Source organism: Enterococcus hirae ATCC 9790 (assembly GCF_000271405.2).
Classification (GTDB): domain Bacteria; phylum Bacillota; class Bacilli; order Lactobacillales; family Enterococcaceae; genus Enterococcus_B; species Enterococcus_B hirae.
Map to the genome: position 1 here is coordinate 884,186 of NC_018081.1, position 18,757 is coordinate 902,942.

An 18,757-nucleotide genomic window follows, 5' to 3' on the forward strand; every position below is an offset into this window, starting at 1 on the left:
TTTTATTCGGTGATGATATCATGTATCAACGTAGGCTTTTCAGCCGAGTCACTAATTTGGATATTTTGATAGAGCAATTCTTGAACAGAAGAAATCTCTTTTGTATTACTGTAGATTGTCAACAATGATTCTCCCTCTTTTACAGGATCACCAATTTTTTTATTTAATTTAAGACCAACTGCGTGATCAATATCATCTTCTTTAGTTTTGCGTCCTGAACCTAACATCATAGCTGCAATCCCCAACTCATTCGCAACGAGTTTTGAGACAATACCACTCGATTTGGCTGGCAACTCAACAACATACTTAGCTGTCAGTAATCGTTCTGGTTGGTCTACGATAGAGTCATCTCCACCTTGATTACGGATCATTTCCTTAAATTTGTCTAAGGCTTTGCCAGATTCTAGCGCTTCTTGCAGTAAACTTCTAGCTTCTTCGATTGTTGCTGCTTGATTGGCTAAGACCACCATCTGACTCCCTAATGCATAACACATTTCCAGCAAGTCTTCTGGTCCATTGCCGTTTAACGTTTCAATTGCTTCCACAACTTCAAGACTATTACCAATTGCTTCACCAAGAGGTTCAGACATATCAGAAATTACGGCTACTGTCTGACGATGAGCTAATTTTCCAATACTAGTCATTGTTTTTGCTAAACGTCTAGCATCTTCAATATTCTTCATAAAGGCGCCGTCACCTGTCGTCACGTCTAAAACGATCGCATCTGCTCCTGCGGCAATTTTCTTACTCATAATCGAACTGGCAATCAAAGGAATCGAATCCACTGTCGCAGTCACATCCCGCAAAGCATAAAGTTTTTTATCTGCTGGTGCAAGATTTCCTGATTGTCCAATAACAGCCACTTTACTCTCATTGACAATTCGGATAAACGCTTCATCAGAAAGTTCGATTTGAAATCCAGGAATTGCTTCTAGTTTATCCAGCGTACCACCTGTATACCCCAAACCTCTACCAGACATTTTGGCAACTGTAACACCCACACTTGCGACTAAAGGTGCTAAGATCAACGTTGTCGTATCTCCCACACCACCTGTAGAGTGTTTATCCACTTTGATCCCATCTAAAGGACTTAAATCAATGACATCTCCTGAGTGGGCAATGGCAAGTGTTAAATCCGTGATTTCTCTATCGGTCATATCTTGATAAAAGATCGCCATCAACAATGCGCTGATTTGATAATCTGGAATTTCACCATTCGTGTATTTTGTAATAATATACTCGATTTCTTTTGTCGATAATTCATTTCCGTCTCGCTTTTTTTCAATCAGATCCACCATTCGCATTGCTTGATCCTCCTCGTCTTCATTCGGTATTATACAGGAATTTTCCAAAAGGTAAACCACTTTAGTAAACCAGTTTACTAAGAATACAAAGAGCTACTCAACGCCTTTGTAAACACTTACATAAGCAATATAACGCTGAGTTATCCCTTTGTCAATGTTTTTATGCTCTCACGAATAATTAATTTTGTTTCAAAGACTTTGTTCGGAACTTTGCGTTGTGGGAACTCGATCGTGTCGATCAAAAATCTTGCGGCATAAAATCCAATATCAGAACTTGGCTGTTTCACTGTTGTCAATTGAGGGATCATATACTCGGATAACTTCAACCCATCGAAACCAATAACTGAAATATCATCGGGGATTTTTTTGCCTAATTCATCAATCGCTTGGTAACAACCAATCGCCATTGCGTCATTTCCACAAAAAATTGCTGTAAGATCTTTGTGCTTTAAGAGCCGTTTAGACGCCTCGTATCCACCTTGGACCGTCAACTCCCCTTGTTCTACATACTTTCCATTGAAAGGGATTCCATGATCCTTTAGTGCATGACGATACCCGTTGAACCGTTCTTCTAACTGGTAATAGCCTGTTGTTTCTTTGAGCATACCGATTTTGGTATGACCGTTCTTAATAAACAAAGAAACTGCTTGATAAGCCCCCTCATACTCTTTTACAATCAACCGACCATTATCTCTGGTATTCAATCCACGATCAATCAAAATAATCGGCATATTTTTATAAAAACCACTATCTAAAGAATAGTCATCTGGCAAAACATTGGGCGTAGCCAATAAGATTCCATCCACTGAGCGATGAGCCAATTCTTTTAAATACTTGATTTCATTTTCTTGACTATGACGAGAGTTGCAAAGCATGATCACATACCCCAGTGGATTCAAGTAACTCTCGACCCCTTCAATCAATTTAGAAAAGAAGAAGTCAGTGACATCTGGCACGATCATACCAATCGTTTTAGAATGACGATTGATCACATTCGAGGCAAAGTAATCTGGTTTATAATGGTGCTCGTTAACAATATTCAGGACTTTTTTTCGTGTTTTATCACTAAAGCGGCTCCCTTTATTATTTAAAATTTGTGATACAGTGGTGACTGAAACACCTGCCATTTCTGCAATGTCTCGGATCGTTAGTTTCACTTCTTCTCCTCCTTTATGATGTAAATTCTTTTTTAGTTTACCAAAAGCATATAAAAAGAATAGATAGAAAAAATAAGAAAAAATCTTTTATTCACTAATAAAAATAAATAGCTTGGAAAGTGCCAATTTCCTAAACTGACTTCTTAAAAACTGCTGTAACTGCCGATCATCTGTCATTGTTCTTCTCTTTCATAGGAGTTTTTTCATTAGCTTGAGTAACTAGCGATTGATCTTTTCTATTATTGATTGCACTAGTTACTTTCTCACTCAAAGAAGACTTCTGACTTTGGGTTACTAAATTATCAGCAGCTAGATGTTCAGAATCCCGTTTTTCAATCGCTCCTACCATTCCATCTACCTGCTTGAGAAGTATTTTTTTCTCATCATGAGCTATTTCCTAATCGTTTAAGATTTCATTATGGAGTTCTAGAATCTTTTCTCGAACAGATGAAAAAAGTTGAAGCTCTTTTTGATAACCTGCCGTTCGATCCGTGGCGATCATCGTTTTGTTTTTCATTACTATTCGTGGCTTTTTCTATTTGTTCAAAAAGCGGCTGATAGGTTTTATCCGTTGCCACTAGTTCTTTTAGTACTTCTAACAGTTGCTTTCTAATGAAAAATTCCTGTTTGATAACTGATATTTTTTTGATGTTGTTCTTTTTCGCTTCCTCTGAGGGATTAATTTCAGAAATGAGAGCTTTTTTTATTTCTTCTGAATACTCTTTGCTTTGTTTGATGCTAGCTACCACTTCTCGGGTCAATTGTTTGTCACTCATCAGTGCTTTATATGTATCTAGTTTTTCTTGAGCCACTTGTTTTCTTACTAATTCTTCGGTCAACACATTCTTTGTTAGCCAATCCAAATTTGACTCATCTTTGATTCCTTTGAGCAAGTCAATTCGCTCTTGTGGTACATCTTTTTTGAACATCTTATGTAAATCCATATTTTTTTCACTTAAATCCGCAACTGCTTCTTCAAACAGTATAGCTTGACTATTAAATTTGGCGATACGTGCATCTAAATCGTTATGAAGTGCCTGTTTTTCTTCTGGAGTCAATCCATCTTGATGATCAATTTGTTCTTTCACATGTTTTACTTTAGAATAATCTGCCACACTTCTAATACTAACAAACTCCCAATAGACTGTTTTATTTCTCTGTGAAAGCTTGTCAAGCGTTGCCGCAGGACGATTTTGAATTTCTTGATTTAAGTTGTCTCGTCGCTGATCGTTGGGAATCGTATGGGTTAGAAATTCTTTTACCAGTTGTTCCCTCTCTGAGCGAGAAAAATCAAGTAGTTCAAACAGCAGCATGTTTCCAACAAATAGGACATCGTTGTTTTTTTGAGAATGGTAGCCTTTTTTGATCTGAGCAAATTTCTTTGGTTTTTTTGGTAAAGCTTAATAATAGGCTTGTCGTTCATGATTTGAGTGAACCCGTTCTTAGCATCTCGATTCTTAAGTAAGAAATCAAATTTTTCTTGATCTTTCCATATCAATAGATTTTTATACTTAGACACCAGCGTGGGACGATACTGATGCAAACCATGATGTACTAATCCATCTAAGAGATCTAAAAGTTCATTTGTTAAAGCAACATGTTGATCATCTGGCTGAACTTCACTTTTTTCTCTTTTGCTATTTAATTTTTCTCTTTTCGTTTTATTGTTCTGGACGATCCCCTTCGCCTTTTCTTCCCATGCTTTAAATGTTGTAGCCATTTCGACATGGTCTTTTTCTAAATACCTTAATACGTTTTCCTGGTTATACATGGGTAATTCTAAAATAGATTTAGTATCTACTATCATTCTGGTTTGTGTCATCTTTTTATTCTCCTTTCAAGTCACTCAAATTTTTCAATACCATGCTAGTTTTGTTTTCTAAAAAAGGAAGAAACGTTATTCAATTATTAGCTCCTTGAAATACGCCACTTTTCAATAGGAAAAAGTTCCACTAGTTAGCGAAGTGTTTCACTCCTTTCATCAACTTTTTTACGATCTCCATATTCCCATGACCTAGAGTACCTATCGCCTGTTTTTTAATAGAAAGAAAGGGACAAAAATAAACCGAAGGACCCGAAAATAGTTACTTCTATTTTAGGATTCTTCGGTTGCTTTTAGAGTGTGTTATTTTGTCATAGCTTTTTATTTAGTCTCAAACACCACAATCAAACAGTTATTCTTTGATACTTTTGATGATATAGTACCCTTTCTCTTTATGGACGATTTCAGCATTCCCAAAGGTCTCTGCCATTTTGCTTTTCGCACTAGGAGCCCCTTGTTTTTTTGAATGACAATGGTTAGTGTTCCACCCGATTTTAACCTTGGATATGCTTCGGTTAAAATTTCGTGTACCACTTTTTTACCGGCACGAATTGGCGGATTGCTGACGATTGCTGCATAAGTTTCTTCATGAACTGCTTCATAGATATTCGATTGATGAATATCCACCTGTTTGATCCCATTGCGGTTCGCATTTCCTTGAGCTAATTCTACTGCCCGAGAGTTAATATCGACCATCTCAACAAATCGCTGACTAGCAAAAGCGATCGCCAATCCAATCGGACCATAGCCACAACCAACATCCAAAATTTTGCCATCAGCTGGCAGCTCTTCCCAATTAAAGGTATCAATTAACACTCGTGAACCAAAGTCGACTGTTTCACGTGAAAATACTCCTGAATCTGTTACAAATTGGAAGTTTTTTCCTTTTAATTCAAATGACCATTGTTCAAAGTCATGTTCTGTCGTTGGCTCTTGCGAATAATAATGATTCGTCATATCGTTCATCCTTTTTATATTGTTTCTTGTTTCTTAGTCTATCCTTTTATCAATTGGCATGCAATGTCTATTTTTCCTAGTTTAAATAAATAGTTGATCAGAAACACGAACAGAATGAATTTTGATATGTCATCCTTTTTATTTATTCAGTTAAAAATAAGAGACTTATAACCATTCTCGTTTAGTGGTGGGGTTTAGCCGTGTTTTATGTTAAAATGATTCCATTGATGGGAGAATGCAGGAGGCTATTATGAATGATCCAATGAACTACTACCGTGTGGCAAGAGAAGAATGGCGTGAATTTTATCGTAATGGACAAGCACCTTTGACCCAAGACGAGCTAGATAACATCAAAAGTTTAAATGACCGTATTTCAATGCAAGATGTTCGAGATATCTATGTTCCTCTTGCTCATTTGATTTATCTATATATGAAAGAATTTGAATCTCTTTCATTAAGTAAAGGTCTATTTCTTCATAAATATGTCGAAGTACCGCCATTTATTATTGGAATTGCTGGGAGTGTTGCCGTTGGAAAAAGCACAACAGCTCGCCTGTTACAAACGATCTTATCACGTACATTTAAACGCAGGAATGTTCAGTTGATTACAACTGATGGTTTTTTATATCCTAATGAAACGTTAAAAGAACGAGGGATCATGAATCGTAAAGGATTCCCAGAAAGTTATGATATGGAGATGTTGATCGATTTTCTTAATCGAGTAAAATCCGGTCAGGAAGAAATAAAAGTACCTGTTTATTCACATGACATTTACAATATCATTCCTGGCGAATATGAATTGATCCAACAACCTGATATTCTGATTATTGAAGGAATCAACACGCTGCAACTGCCTGCTAATCAACAAATCTATGTCAGTGATTTTTTTGATTTTTCTGTTTATGTTGATGCTGATTCATCATTAATTGAAAAATGGTATTTAGATCGATTCGGTGCCTTACTCGACACCGCTTTTCAAAATCCACAAAATTATTACTATCAATTTGCTATTGGCGATCGTGACGATGCATTTAAAATGGCGCAAGAAGTATGGAAAAATGTGAATTTGAAAAATTTAAACGAATATATCTTGCCTACTCGTGGCAGAGCAGATATAATTCTCCATAAAACTGAAAATCATATTATCGATTCGATTTTCATGCGAAAATATTAGCATTTTAAAATAGTTTATTCTATTTTGAGATAAAATTTAAAGGGATAGGGGTAATAAATGTGACAAACGTTGCCGACATGACAAACGTTGAAAAGATTATCGTATTAGACTACGGTAGCCAGTATAACCAATTGATTACACGACGCATCCGTGATTTAGGAGTTTTTTCTGAATTATTGAGCCATCGGGTTTCTGCTGAAGAAGTAAAAGCAATGAATCCAAAAGGAATCATTCTTTCCGGTGGTCCTAACAGTGTGTATGATGAAAATGCTTTTGGAATCGATCCAGAAATCTTTAACTTAGGGATTCCTGTATTGGGTATTTGCTACGGTATGCAATTGATTACGTATAAGCTAGGTGGGAAAGTTGAACCAGCTAAAAACCGTGAATACGGAAAAGCTCAGTTAGAAGTAACCAGTGACGATGCAGTATTGTTCAATGACACACCTAAACAACAAACCGTTTGGATGAGCCACGGGGACTTAGTAACCCAAGTTCCTGAAGGATTTGAAATCGTTGGTACAAGTAAAGACTGCCCGATCGCATCCATCCAAGACACAAAACGTAATTTCTATGGTATCCAATTCCATGCAGAAGTTCGTCATTCTGAATACGGAATCGAATTACTCCGTCATTTTGCTTTTGATGTTTGTCATTGTGAAGGAAACTGGACAATGAATAACTTCATCGATATGCAAATCGAAAAAATTCGTGAACAAGTTGGCGATAAAAAAGTATTGCTTGGACTTTCTGGCGGCGTGGATTCTAGTGTCGTTGGTGTTCTTTTACAAAAAGCAATCGGTGATCAGCTAACTTCCATCTTTGTTGACCATGGTTTATTGCGTAAAGGCGAAGCAGACCAAGTAATGGAAAGCTTAGGCGGGAAATTTGGTCTAAATATTATCAAAGTGGATGCAAGAAAACGTTTCTTAGACAAGTTAGCCGGCGTTTCTGATCCTGAGCAAAAACGTAAAATCATTGGTAATGAATTTGTGTATGTTTTTGATGATGAAGCAACAAAATTAGCGGGAGAAGAAGGAATTGCTTTCTTAGCCCAAGGAACACTTTATACTGATGTGATCGAAAGTGGAACGGAAACTGCTCAAACGATCAAATCTCACCATAACGTGGGTGGACTACCAGAAGACATGCAATTCCAATTGATCGAACCTTTGAACACATTATTCAAAGATGAAGTCCGTGAATTAGGAACACAACTAGGAATGCCAGATTCAATCGTTTGGCGTCAACCTTTCCCAGGTCCTGGTCTAGGTATCCGTGTCTTGGGTGAAATCAGTGAAGAAAAACTAGAAATCGTCCGTGAATCAGATGCGATCTTACGTGAAGAAATCGCAGCAGCTGGCTTAGATCGTGACATTTGGCAATATTTCACTGTTCTACCAGGAATCCGCTCTGTCGGTGTAATGGGCGATGGCCGTACTTACGACTATACAGTAGGTATCCGTGCAGTCACTTCTATTGATGGGATGACAGCAGACTTTGCCCGTATCCCATGGGATGTTTTACAAAAAATCTCTGTCCGCATCGTAAACGAAGTCGCTCACGTCAACCGTATCGTGTACGACATCACTTCTAAACCACCTGCAACTGTGGAGTGGGAATAATAAAAAACAGCCAACAAACGTTGTTAAATCAATGTTTGTTGGCTGTTTTTCATTATCACACTTATTCTGTAGCCTTTTGATAAAATTCTTTCTATCTCCATTCCAATCAATCGTTCTAATTTCTTGCCACTCTTATCTTTGACAATCAATTGACTATTCGTATAAAATCGGAGATCTTGCTAAAAATAAAGAACGTAAAAAATCAGAAAAGCTAACTCGATGACCATAAAGTTAATAACTTGTTTTTTCTTATTGCAGTTATCTTTTCGACATCTTCCCTGTCCAACAGAACGATTTTCAATGGATTATCGGGATGTTGATTTAGATAATTCTCCCAAAACTGTGTTTGTTTCTGACTTGACGGAGCGATTATACTAAGAAGTAAAATACAAAAGGTTAATGCAATGATAAATAGGAAACTAGTCGAAAAATCTTGATAAAGCATACTAGTGACCAAAGCGCCTATAATACTTGCAAGTAATGCAACAGTCAATAACATTTGAATACCTCTTTTAAAAGTGGTATTCAAATACATATTTTGATAATTTATAATTGCTGTTTTTCTCAGCTTTAAGTCCTCTTTACTAAGTTCGGGGAACATTTCACTCACTTTATTTTTTTCTTCTTTTCCATAGCCCTTCTTTGATTACGTAATCTAAAACCACAAAAAATAAAGACGGGTATCGCTATAATTGCATAAAATTGACTAACTAATCTCAGTACTTCCATTGAGAACCTCCATCTGTTTCCTAATTAATTAGTCCATAATAGCAAAGTACATTAAACTTTTCATTAATATTAAATGAGTAATTTTTACTGCAAACTTACTTGAATTACTACCAAAACAATGAGGAAATATTTGCCTTCTCTAAAAGAACAGAAAGAAGTTTTTCTTCTTTCTGTCCAAATGATTCTAAGATTTCTCTTTACCAATATCATATCATTTAACAAAGAGCCCATAAAATTAGGTTAACTTTTAACCTATCTCTTCTTTTTGTTTCTTTTATCTGTGGAATATTCATTCACCATTGATCAGCGTTTCCCCTTATTGACCACCTATGTTCAAACTAACAATTTCTCAAAGTTAATAACTATCAAACACGCTATGTAATTTCTGTTCTTGTTTGTTGATAAAAGAAAATCAAGTTTTGAATTTCTCTTGATTTGGGATATATAGAAATACCAAATATAGGGATATTGAACTGTCTGTTCAGCATCGTATTGGAAACAATACAATCATAATTTTCCTTATGTAGCATCTGATCTGTAACTACCGGGGTTTTGCTGGCTACAAAACGATATCGTCCTCCTAGATAAAGCTCAAGCTTTGCAATAATGTAGCTAGCATATTGTTCAGAATTGGTTACAATCAAAGCCCTAATTTGTTTACTCGTTTCAATCTTTTTTAGCAGATCATGCCAGTAGACAAGTAACAAAGCGACTAATTTTCTGGTAAATTCGTCATTTTTCATATACTTTAATAACTCTTTTTGATCCTTGTTAATTAAATAATTCTTTAGTCCTACTTGAATACTTTCGATTTCTGGAAGTATCTGTTTTAAAAACTGATGATGTTTATCATATAAAATAAAAGAAAGATTTTCCATATAGTCGCCATCATTAATTATTTTATAGCAGATTTCTTGTCGTTCTTCACATTTGATCTGATATTTTATTTCCAAATAATCAAGCAATATCCCAACCATCTTTGTTAAATAAGGTTTTTGTTGGTAGTCATCGCTGTTGTTCTGTATATCCAGTAGCGAACAAACAAACGGCTGTTCAAAGATGTATTTTATCAGATCCTGATCCTCTTCAAGAGATAACCATAAAGAAGTATTTTGCTTCTCATTTGATTCTAGGCATAAAAGATTATTCTGCTCTTTTTCAATAAATTGTTTTTCGTTTTTACTTGGTAAATTTTCATAGCAATATAAAATAAAAGCTGATTATGTTTTCGGTGTTCCAGTTTACGAATTATATCTTGAAGTTGATTATTCGTTATGTATTTTAAGTATAATTGACGACTTTTTTGACAAATTTCTTCATTGAAGGCCTCTTCTAAACACACATATTTTTCTAAAAGTAACTGGATCGTCAACTTTTCAATTAATTGTGTATTTCCCGTTAATCGAATCAATCCTCGAATTCTTAAGTGATATTGCTCTAAGGAAAGGTTGATGCGCTTCACCATTCGTCTTAAAGTGCTCTCTGAAATAAATAGTTGTTCCGTTACTTCCAAGTAGTTCGTATATTTATTTAACACGATTGCTTCTAAAAATTGATACTCAATCGATTCATTCATAATAATTCGGTAAATATATTCTTCTGTGACATGAGGAGCAATTTCTGCAAATATCCCATTCTCACGATCAGTATGTATATTAATTTCTTTTGCATAAGAATCGATATCCATCAAGTCATTTCTCAATGTTTTTGAAGAACACTTTAATTGAGATTCTAAATCTTGAAAGCGATAGGTTTCTCCTTCAAAAAGCAATTCCAGTAGAAGTAACTGTCGTTTCATTTTTTTCGATAAAATATTTAACATTTACTTCCTCCCCTCTTTTTACCAACTATAAAAAAGCATTCACTTTTTTCTATTTGAATGTTCCTATTTATATTTTAAAGAAAATTTTTAACGAATTAGAATTTTTTTTTCAAAAAAATAGTAAAAATGGGTATAAAAAATATGAAAAATAAGCAATCCTATCTACCTATTTTATAAATAGATCATTTATGGCCTTTTTTTGCCCTTAGACCTTTCAAATAATCAGAATGCTGATCTTGCCAACAGAAAATAGTATCATTCGCCTTCTCATTTTAAAAAATAACTAAATAAATTATTTTAGCGAAATAATTTATTTGATTGAAACATTCCTTCAGTAAAACAAACTGCTAAAATTAAGTATTTTATGCTTTATTTTTTTTATATTTAAATTTATACTGTTTTTAAAGCAATTAATTAATAACAAAAATTAATAAAAAAAGGCATATATTATACCATTTTTAATGATTAAAAAACTATTTTTATCATAAATGTACTTTTTTACGTCATAACTGTTAGATGGGAGTGTCCAAGGTGAAGAAAACAATTATTATAGTTAGTAGTTTTTTAGGTTTAATTGCTTTATTTTTTATGATTGAATACTTTGCTTCTCCTGTAAAAGATGTTACTTCAAAAGCTGAAATGAAAATGACTACTGGAGCCAAGATGGAATATGTGCCAACAAAAGATGAACTAGTAAAAATTGAAGGAGATCAACTTCAATTACTGGGCATTTACACAGTAGTTGGTATCCATTTCGACAGACATTCTTATGTGACGTTAGCAAATGCCGAACAAGAAGAAATCAACTTTTCTATTTCAATTATAGACAAACAAAAACAGACATTTTCAATCCCCGCCATACAATTCTCACCTCAAAATTTACAGCTATCTGATTCTTTTGGCATAGCAAAAAAAGAAGCACGCTACTTTGCTTATAAAAAAAATTATCCTGTCGCAAGTGCCACTCATACAACAGACTGACCAATCAAATATACCCCTACAAGGTATATTTGATTGGCTTTTATCTTTTCAATGGAAAGAACCTCGAATAACTTTTCTGTTTATTTTTTTCTTCTCCCACTCGACCATTGATCTTTTATACTAACTATTTCATTCGAGACGGCTTGTTTCCTTTGTTTTTCGTCATTTTTCCTAATTTATTTGATTCTTCTTGTGAAAAAATAAACCAATTATTAAATCCGTTATTTTAAAAAGATAAAATAACACTATGTTCAAAAACCGAAAGTTATTTAATCAGATGGATTAATCTATATAAATTGTTGTCTGCCTATTCATTTAATATTTATACAAAAATATTGTATACCTGCTTTTATCGATAGGTTGGAACTTTTCGTTTTCGTTATCCCCTGTGGAAAACTTTCGGAACAGATTACCTCTCTGATACGTATCTGTGTATAATTAGATACAACGAATCCCGGATCTTTCAATTCTTTAGACTGAAAGATCCGGGATCAAAAATAAACGCTTCTTACTTCTTTAATGCTACAACAAATGGAATCATCATAGATAACAAAATAACCAATAAACTACATTGCCGATGATCTATATAGATAAGGATCGTTATCATGCTCGTAGTTAGACCGATATTCAATTTTTTTTGATTGATCATAAGCATCCCTCTTCAAGGAAGATTTTCCTCTAGAAGTTCGACCATTTTTTTATCTTTTTGTTATATTTCTCTTAATTTTTTTGAACATCTTTAATTACTATATTGAGATTCGATTTTACGGCTAGGAATCAGCCAACCAAGTAAAATCACAGCATTCGTTACTAAAACAGCTATTGGTGTAATGACATAGCCTAAAATAATTCCTAAAATATTTAACCCAATTGACCAGTAGGATTTTCGATAGTTATCTAGTAATTCTTTGATATTCTTTTTATTTTTAGGATCAGACTGAACCAACTCTCTTGCTAAAATATAGTAAGCAATATTAGCTCCTAAAGTTACTACACCGTATGTGATCTCTGGCGCTAAACTATGACTATACTCGCTGATCCAAGACGTGACAAAGGGAAAAAATGATAAAGCAAAGATAAAAAAGCTATTTGCCCACAAAACTCGCCAATTTACTTTATGAACGACTTGAAACATATGATGATGATTATTCCAATAGATGACCAATGTAAAAAAGCTGACAATATAGATCATAAAACGATATCCTAAGGCACTTAGCGCTTGCCAAGTGTCAGTGTTTGGCTGGTGAAGCTCTAAGACCAAGATAGTCATAATGATTGCGATAACTGCATCGGTAAAAGCTTCTAAACGATTTTTTGGCATATTTTTGCCTCCTTTTCTGACTTATTGTAGTAAAGATAGCTAGAAAAAAGCAACTAAATCAGTCTATAGTTGGAGGTAACGCTCACTTTATACTGCTATACTCAATGAAACAAGAGGATTTAACTATCCTAGTTCTCTAATAAATAAGCTAAGTTCTAAGTACATTTTTATTAAATTTAACTTATTTTGGGAACTAGAAAGAAATGAGGGGTTTGTATGGGACAAAAAAATACTTTTTCAACTATTTTCATGCTAGTAATGGTATTCATTATAGGTAGTTTTGTAATTAGCCTTTTTACTAGTATTTTATGGTTTGCAATTAAATTACTCATTCCTATTGCAATCATTATTTGGCTAATTCGTGTAATTTCTGGAACAAATCGTCGACATCATCGAAAATATTACTAATATTGAAAAAAGCAGCACACGACAGATTCCCCAGTCTTGTGCTGCTTTTTTCGTTATATTTTTATCAGTTGTTCCAAATGATATATCATTTGATGGTATTACCCTAAAGCTACATCTAGTACCATCATAATGATAAAACCTAACATCACCCCAAAAACGGCAAAATGTCGTTTACTTGATAATGTTTGTTGGGCTTCGGGAATTAATTCCTCAACAACCACATAGATCATCGCACCTGCTGCAAATGCCAGTGCATAAGGTAAAAGGATGGTTACTCGTGTCACTAGCACCGCACCAATCACACCTGCGATCGGTTCAACAATACCTGAAGCTTGTCCATATATAAATGCCTTTGTTCGACTCAATCCTTCTTGTCTTAAAGGAATCGAAACAGCTGCACCTTCCGGAAAATTCTGAATTCCAATACCCAATGCAACCGAAATGGCTGCCAAAACGGCCGCTGTTGGATTATCGGCTGTACTGGCAGCCCCAAATGCTACCCCTACAGCCAAACCTTCAGGGATATTGTGCAAGGTGATCGAAAAAACTAATAAGATTGTTCGTTTTAAATGCGTAGGTAGGCCTTCTTTTTCGTGCTGTGGGCCAAAGTGCATATGGGGAAGCGTTTTATCAGCGATATAAAGAAAGACACCACCTAATCCAAAACCAATACTAACGACCAGCCAAGCGATATCGCCATTTTCTTCAGCTTTTGTAATCGCAGGATCAAGCAATGACCAAAAACTAGCAGCAATCATGACCCCCGAAGCAAAACCAAGCATGAGATTCAATACTTCTTTTTTGATTTCTTTAAAGAAAAATACCAACCCAGCCCCCAGAGCTGTCATAAAATACGTAAATGCTGTCCCCGCTAATGCTTGTTGCCACGGGGCTAAGCTTAGTAGCCATTCTGTCATTTTATTCTCCTTTCGTGCCTTTACTTATTACTCTAGCATATTCAAAAAATCATGACTACTGTTTGTGTGAAAAAGCGAATCAGTTGGGCTTTTATTCTTAAAGCACTATACTTTAATTAATAAAGTTACGAAATTTTATCATTCATTTGATAAAGGAGTGGGAGAATATGGCAACAATCAATGCTGGTATCGCAATGGTCAAAGTAATGGAAAGTTGGGGAATCGAGCATATTTATGGGATTCCTGGTGGTTCGTTTAATTCAATCATGGATGCTCTTTATCATGAAAAAGATCAAATAAAATATATCCAAGTACGTCACGAAGAAGTAGGAGCGCTAGCCGCAGCAGCCGATGCGAAACTAACAGGAAAAGTTGGGGCTGTTTTTGGTTCTGCTGGACCAGGCGCCACGCATTTGATCAATGGTTTGTATGATGCACAAATGGATCATGTTCCAGTTGTTGCGTTGCTTGGACAAGTTGCAACTACTGCTATGAACTATAACTCTTTCCAAGAATTAAATGAAAATCCAATTTTTGCAGATGTTAGTGTCTATAATCGGACAGTTATGACACCTGAAAGTTTACCTCATGTAGTGGACGAAGCAATCAAAGCAGCCTATGAAAATAAAGGAGTAGCTATTGTAACCATCCCTGTTGATTTAGGTTTTGCAGACATTGAAGAAGAGAAAATATCTAACGCAGCTACTCATAAAACAGGTACTGTCCTTCCTGATGAAAAAGATGTAATTGCTGCTCTTCCTTTTATTGAAAAAGCTAAAAAGCCTGTACTTTACATTGGACAAGGTACTCGTAATGGCTTTTCACAAATCAAAGATTTTACAGAACACTTTTCCATGCCAGTTGTTGCTTCTGTTTTAGCGAAAGGCATCATTCCAGATAACTATAAAAACTTTCTAGGCTTTGCTGGACGTGTGGCCACAAAACCTGCAAATGAAGCATTAGCAGAGGCCGACTTGATTTTATTTATGGGTAGTGACTTTCCTTTTGGTCGTGCGTTCTTTAACCCAGAGGCTGAATTTATCCAAGTGGACATCGATGCTTCAAAATTTGGTCGAAGACATGCTACCTCCCATACCATTTTAGGGGATGCCAATACCACATTAGCGAGATTAACAAAGCTGGGCAAACCACGTCCTGAAGATCGCTGGTATCTAGCCAACCAAGAAAACAAAGCGAATTGGGTAAACTGGTTAAACTCATTCGCTGACCTTGAAGACCAACCGATTCGTCCTGAAGCTGTTTATAAAGAAATCAATCGGATCGCTGAAGAAGATGCGATTTTTGTAACAGATGTTGGGAATACGACGATCCATTCCATTCGATTATTAGACATGAACGGCAAACAAAAACACACGACCTCTGGTTGGTTCGCTACAATGGGGAATGGTGTTCCAGGTGGCATTGCTGCACAATTAAGTTATCCTAATCGACAAGTCTTTACTTTAAGCGGTGATGGTGGTTTTGCAATGGTGATGCAAGATATCATTACACAAGTGAAATACCAACTACCGATTATTAATGTGGTTTTATCGAATACATCGTTTGGGTTTATTGAAGCAGAACAAGAAGATACTGAACAGAAAAAATTTGGTGTGTTTTTAGAAGAGGCTGACTTCGGAAAAGCGAGTGAAGCACTGGGAGCTGATGGTTTCACGATTACTGAGTATCACCAATTAAGACCTGCATTTGAGGCCGCTAAAAAATCCCAACGACCAGTAGTAATTGATGTAAAAATCAATAACAAACGTCCTTTACCGGTTGAAGATCTTCATCTTGATCCAAGAAAATATACAGAAGAAGAAATCAAACAATTCAAAGAAAAATACGAAGTGCATGATTTACCTGTATTGAATGAATTATATGAAAAAAGGAAATAATTGAACCTCTACTCTTTGAGAGATTCAGACATATCAACTATAAAAAAAGAAGCAACCAGGAAAATTCAGCCTGATTGCTTCTTTATATACTTTACTTTGTTTATCTGAAAGCATATACGATATGGTTGATTCCAAAGAGCATAAAATAAAAACCGACAAGAAAACTTAAAGTCAAAGCGGAGGAAATAGGATTAAACAATAGTATACATCCTAATACCACACCCAAAATATTGATGATTACTGTAAACCAATAGTAGCCTGTGCTATAACCTTTCGCTAAATCAGCTGTAAATAAAGCTAAGATAGAGTCGGCAATAAACCAAATGGCAAAAACAAACGGTAAAGCAACTACTCCTGCACCAATATTGAACAAGAAGAAAATTCCGACTAAAATATCAATGATACCAATAACCAACGGCATTTTCCCTTTATATCCTGTCAATTCTTTCATGCGATTTCGTACAAATAATTCAAAAATTCCTTTTAAAAAGGCAAAAATAGCAAAAACAACGACAATCGCCACTAAATTACCAACAGGATCTTGAAAAGAGATTAATGAAACAAGGACAAATAAAATCCCTAAAATTAATGATCCCCAGTCTAGTGTTTTTCTTTCATTCATTTTCATTCCAACTTTCATTTTAATCTATTATTATACTAACGCTCTCTTTAAATAACGTCAAAACATATGCTGGTGATGAAAAGCAAAAGTAATTTCTTTTCTGATCAGCTTTTGCTGCTATTATTTTTTAGTAAAAGCTGCTCCACCTTTAACTTTCTGTAAACTCATTACCAACTTATTCTTCTACTAAATAATAAACATTTTGTCTTTCTTAACCACTTTCGAATCTCATCATTGCTTCATAGATACAATTTTTTCCATTCTTTCATGAGTTTTTGTCGTCATGTTCCACGTGAAACACAAAGAATAATTGATTACCTTGAAACTTTCTCTTTTCCCCTATATAATTCTAGGAGGCTCGTTAAATATTATAAAGATAAAGTGAGGAAAAAAATTGATTACTGTAAATGATGTAAGTTTGCACTTTTCAGACCGCAAACTATTTGATGATGTTAATATTAAATTTACTCCAGGAAATTGCTATGGCTTAATAGGTGCAAATGGTGCAGGTAAATCAACGTTCCTTAAAGTATTATCAGGAGACTTACAACCTTCTACAGGGACTGTTTCCATGGGACCAGATGAGCGAATGGCTGTATTGAAACAAAACCATTATGACTATGAAGAATATACAGTTTTAGAAACAGTTATTATGGGACATAAGCGTTTATACGAAGTTATGAAAGAAAAAGACGCTATCTATATGAAAGAAGATTTCACTGATGAAGATGGTATCCGAGCAGCTGAATTAGAAGGTGAGTTTGCTGAATTAAATGGTTGGGAAGCTGAACCTGAAGCTGCTGTTTTACTACAAGGACTGAATATTCCAGAAGAATTGCACCATCAATTGATGAGTGAACTTACTGGTGGTCAAAAAGTCAAAGTACTTTTAGCTCAAACATTGTTTGGTAAACCGGATGTGTTACTCCTTGATGAGCCTACGAATGGATTAGATATCCAATCCATCAACTGGTTAGAAGAATTTTTAATTGAATTTGAAAATACGGTTATCGTTGTTTCTCATGACCGTCATTTCTTAAATAAAGTATGTACCCATATGGCAGATTTAGATTTTGGAAAAATCAAATTATACGTTGGTAACTATGATTTTTGGTTAGAATCAAGTCAACTTGCTGCAAAATTACAAGCAAATGCCAATGCCAAAAAAGAGGAACAAATCAAAGAACTACAAGAATTTATTGCTCGTTTTAGTGCGAATGCTTCAAAATCTAAACAGGCAACTTCTCGTAAGAAAATGTTAGAAAAAATCACTCTTGATGATATTCAACCTTCTTCACGTCGTTATCCATTCGTTGGATTTAAACCAGAACGTGAAATTGGTAATGATCTCTTACAGGTCGAAAATGTGAGTGTAATGATCGACGGTAAGAAAATATTAAATGATATATCATTTAATTTAAGCAAAGAAGATAAAGTTGCGTTCGTTGCTGAAAATGATATTACAACTACAACTTTGTTTAAAGTAATCATGGGTGAAATCACTCCTGATACTGGAACCGTAAGATGGGGCGTAACAACGAGCAATTCTTATCTACCAAAAGATACTACGAAAGAATTTGACAATGAATTGACGATCTTAGATTGGTTACGTCAGTATGCAAGTAAAGAAGAAGACGATAATACATTCTTACGAAGCTTTTTAGGACGCATGCTATTTTCTGGGGAAGAAGTATTAAAACCTGTCAATGTCCTTTCTGGTGGTGAAAAAGTGCGTTGCATGCTTTCTAAAATGATGCTTTCTAAAGCAAATGTCCTAGTTTTAGATGATCCTACAAACCATTTAGACCTAGAATCGATTACAGCACTAAACGATGGCTTGATGGCCTTTACTGGTTCTATCCTTTTTGCTTCACATGACCATCAATTTATCCAAACATTGGCTAATCGTATCATTGCTGTTTCTGATAAAGGTGTTATCGATCGAGCAGATACAACCTATGATGAATTTTTAGAAAATAAAGATATCCAAAAACAATTAGAAGATCTCTGGAAGTAAAGC

18 protein-coding genes and 1 pseudogene are annotated in these 18,757 nt (G+C 35.0%); 6 read left to right on the forward strand and 13 right to left on the reverse strand.

Features of this window, described 5'->3' with window-relative positions; all coding sequences use genetic code 11:
- Positions 1 to 2: 2 nt before the first annotated feature.
- The 6 genes and pseudogenes from EHR_RS04310 to EHR_RS04335 all read right to left on the reverse strand — a co-directional run bounded on the left by EHR_RS04310 (position 3) and on the right by EHR_RS04335 (position 5,240).
- Positions 3 to 1,304: a pyrimidine-nucleoside phosphorylase gene (locus EHR_RS04310; protein ID WP_010736791.1), complete on the reverse strand. Its 1,302-nt coding sequence runs from the start codon at positions 1,302 to 1,304 to the stop codon at positions 3 to 5.
- A gap of 140 nt (positions 1,305 to 1,444) precedes the next feature.
- Complete coding sequence (locus EHR_RS04315) at positions 1,445 to 2,461, reverse strand: LacI family DNA-binding transcriptional regulator (protein ID WP_010720475.1); 1,017 nt, start codon at positions 2,459 to 2,461, stop codon at positions 1,445 to 1,447.
- 166 nt (positions 2,462 to 2,627) lie between these two features.
- A complete protein-coding gene (locus tag EHR_RS04320) occupies positions 2,628 to 2,810 on the reverse strand; it encodes a hypothetical protein (RefSeq protein ID WP_010736790.1) in 183 nt (60 codons plus the stop codon).
- Positions 2,811 to 2,877: 67 nt separating this feature from the next.
- Complete coding sequence (locus EHR_RS04325; RefSeq protein WP_042969858.1) at positions 2,878 to 3,774, reverse strand: hypothetical protein; 897 nt, start codon at positions 3,772 to 3,774, stop codon at positions 2,878 to 2,880.
- Complete coding sequence (locus EHR_RS04330; protein ID WP_014834367.1) at positions 3,720 to 4,283, reverse strand: hypothetical protein; 564 nt, start codon at positions 4,281 to 4,283, stop codon at positions 3,720 to 3,722. Before EHR_RS04330 ends, EHR_RS04325 begins: the two co-directional genes overlap by 55 nt.
- Before the next feature lie 352 nt (positions 4,284 to 4,635).
- A pseudogene (locus EHR_RS04335) lies at positions 4,636 to 5,240 on the reverse strand (class I SAM-dependent methyltransferase).
- Positions 5,241 to 5,490: 250 nt separating this feature from the next.
- On the opposite strand from EHR_RS04335, the gene coaA reads away from it, so the two are divergent.
- On the forward strand, positions 5,491 to 6,414 hold the full coding sequence (gene coaA, locus EHR_RS04340) for a type I pantothenate kinase (protein WP_010736787.1): 924 nt from the start codon (positions 5,491 to 5,493) through the stop codon (positions 6,412 to 6,414).
- Positions 6,415 to 6,473: 59 nt separating this feature from the next.
- Positions 6,474 to 8,039 (forward strand): glutamine-hydrolyzing GMP synthase, encoded by a 1,566-nt coding sequence (gene guaA / locus EHR_RS04345; protein WP_010720480.1) that lies wholly within the window; start codon positions 6,474 to 6,476, stop codon positions 8,037 to 8,039.
- A gap of 211 nt (positions 8,040 to 8,250) precedes the next feature.
- Here guaA and EHR_RS04350 read toward each other — a convergent pair whose 3' ends face one another.
- The 3 genes from EHR_RS04350 to EHR_RS13560 all read right to left on the reverse strand — a co-directional run bounded on the left by EHR_RS04350 (position 8,251) and on the right by EHR_RS13560 (position 10,590).
- Positions 8,251 to 8,649 (reverse strand): hypothetical protein, encoded by a 399-nt coding sequence (locus EHR_RS04350; RefSeq protein WP_014834369.1) that lies wholly within the window; start codon positions 8,647 to 8,649, stop codon positions 8,251 to 8,253.
- Positions 8,650 to 9,142: 493 nt separating this feature from the next.
- The gene (locus EHR_RS13555) at positions 9,143 to 9,733 is read right to left on the reverse strand and encodes a hypothetical protein (RefSeq protein ID WP_014834371.1); all 591 of its coding nucleotides are present in this window, start codon (positions 9,731 to 9,733) and stop codon (positions 9,143 to 9,145) included.
- Between the two features lie 164 nt (positions 9,734 to 9,897).
- Positions 9,898 to 10,590: a helix-turn-helix domain-containing protein gene (locus tag EHR_RS13560; RefSeq protein ID WP_014834372.1), complete on the reverse strand. Its 693-nt coding sequence runs from the start codon at positions 10,588 to 10,590 to the stop codon at positions 9,898 to 9,900.
- Between the two features lie 531 nt (positions 10,591 to 11,121).
- On the opposite strand from EHR_RS13560, the gene EHR_RS04365 reads away from it, so the two are divergent.
- The gene (locus EHR_RS04365; RefSeq protein ID WP_010736785.1) at positions 11,122 to 11,571 is read left to right on the forward strand and encodes a hypothetical protein; all 450 of its coding nucleotides are present in this window, start codon (positions 11,122 to 11,124) and stop codon (positions 11,569 to 11,571) included.
- Between the two features lie 508 nt (positions 11,572 to 12,079).
- Here the strand turns inward: EHR_RS04365 and EHR_RS14215 are convergent.
- Both EHR_RS14215 and EHR_RS04370 read right to left on the reverse strand, forming a co-directional pair.
- Entirely contained in the window at positions 12,080 to 12,220 is a 141-nt protein-coding gene (locus tag EHR_RS14215) for a hypothetical protein (RefSeq protein ID WP_014834373.1), read from the reverse strand.
- A 90-nt stretch (positions 12,221 to 12,310) separates the two neighbouring features.
- Positions 12,311 to 12,892 carry a TMEM175 family protein gene (locus EHR_RS04370; protein WP_010720484.1) on the reverse strand — a complete coding sequence of 194 codons (582 nt, stop codon included), beginning with the start codon at positions 12,890 to 12,892 and terminating at the stop codon, positions 12,311 to 12,313.
- Positions 12,893 to 13,108: 216 nt separating this feature from the next.
- On the opposite strand from EHR_RS04370, the gene EHR_RS04375 reads away from it, so the two are divergent.
- Positions 13,109 to 13,300 (forward strand): hypothetical protein, encoded by a 192-nt coding sequence (locus EHR_RS04375; RefSeq protein ID WP_010736784.1) that lies wholly within the window; start codon positions 13,109 to 13,111, stop codon positions 13,298 to 13,300.
- Between the two features lie 98 nt (positions 13,301 to 13,398).
- Here the strand turns inward: EHR_RS04375 and EHR_RS04380 are convergent, their stop codons facing one another.
- Positions 13,399 to 14,217, reverse strand: a complete 819-nt coding sequence (locus tag EHR_RS04380) for a ZIP family metal transporter (protein ID WP_010720486.1) — start codon at positions 14,215 to 14,217, stop codon at positions 13,399 to 13,401.
- Between the two features lie 167 nt (positions 14,218 to 14,384).
- On the opposite strand from EHR_RS04380, the gene spxB reads away from it, so the two are divergent.
- Entirely contained in the window at positions 14,385 to 16,115 is a 1,731-nt protein-coding gene (gene spxB, locus EHR_RS04385; protein ID WP_010736783.1) for a pyruvate oxidase, read from the forward strand.
- Between the two features lie 100 nt (positions 16,116 to 16,215).
- Here the strand turns inward: spxB and EHR_RS04390 are convergent, their stop codons facing one another.
- A complete protein-coding gene (locus EHR_RS04390; protein WP_010720488.1) occupies positions 16,216 to 16,737 on the reverse strand; it encodes an HdeD family acid-resistance protein in 522 nt (173 codons plus the stop codon).
- Between the two features lie 394 nt (positions 16,738 to 17,131).
- Here EHR_RS04390 and EHR_RS04395 point away from each other — a divergent pair, with 394 nt between their 5' ends.
- Positions 17,132 to 18,754: an ABC-F family ATP-binding cassette domain-containing protein gene (locus EHR_RS04395; protein WP_010736782.1), complete on the forward strand. Its 1,623-nt coding sequence runs from the start codon at positions 17,132 to 17,134 to the stop codon at positions 18,752 to 18,754.
- Positions 18,755 to 18,757: the final 3 nt, after the last annotated feature.

Excerpts from the sequence above, each read along its gene's own strand:
- EHR_RS04325 (WP_042969858.1), bottom strand. The coding sequence starts at position 3,774 with ATGCTGCTGTTTGAACTACTTGATTTTTCTCGCTCAGAGAGGGAACAA.
- EHR_RS04375 (WP_010736784.1), top strand. The coding sequence starts at position 13,109 with ATGGGACAAAAAAATACTTTTTCAACTATTTTCATGCTAGTAATGGTA.
- EHR_RS04390 (WP_010720488.1), bottom strand. The coding sequence starts at position 16,737 with ATGAATGAAAGAAAAACACTAGACTGGGGATCATTAATTTTAGGGATT.
- EHR_RS04320 (WP_010736790.1), bottom strand. The coding sequence starts at position 2,810 with ATGGTAGGAGCGATTGAAAAACGGGATTCTGAACATCTAGCTGCTGAT.
- EHR_RS04370 (WP_010720484.1), bottom strand. The coding sequence starts at position 12,892 with ATGCCAAAAAATCGTTTAGAAGCTTTTACCGATGCAGTTATCGCAATC.
- spxB (WP_010736783.1), top strand. The coding sequence starts at position 14,385 with ATGGCAACAATCAATGCTGGTATCGCAATGGTCAAAGTAATGGAAAGT.
- EHR_RS04380 (WP_010720486.1), bottom strand. The coding sequence starts at position 14,217 with ATGACAGAATGGCTACTAAGCTTAGCCCCGTGGCAACAAGCATTAGCG.
- coaA (WP_010736787.1), top strand. The coding sequence starts at position 5,491 with ATGAATGATCCAATGAACTACTACCGTGTGGCAAGAGAAGAATGGCGT.
- EHR_RS04310 (WP_010736791.1), bottom strand. The coding sequence starts at position 1,304 with ATGCGAATGGTGGATCTGATTGAAAAAAAGCGAGACGGAAATGAATTA.
- EHR_RS13560 (WP_014834372.1), bottom strand. The coding sequence starts at position 10,590 with ATGTTAAATATTTTATCGAAAAAAATGAAACGACAGTTACTTCTACTG.
- EHR_RS04330 (WP_014834367.1), bottom strand. The coding sequence starts at position 4,283 with ATGACACAAACCAGAATGATAGTAGATACTAAATCTATTTTAGAATTA.
- EHR_RS14215 (WP_014834373.1), bottom strand. The coding sequence starts at position 12,220 with ATGATCAATCAAAAAAAATTGAATATCGGTCTAACTACGAGCATGATA.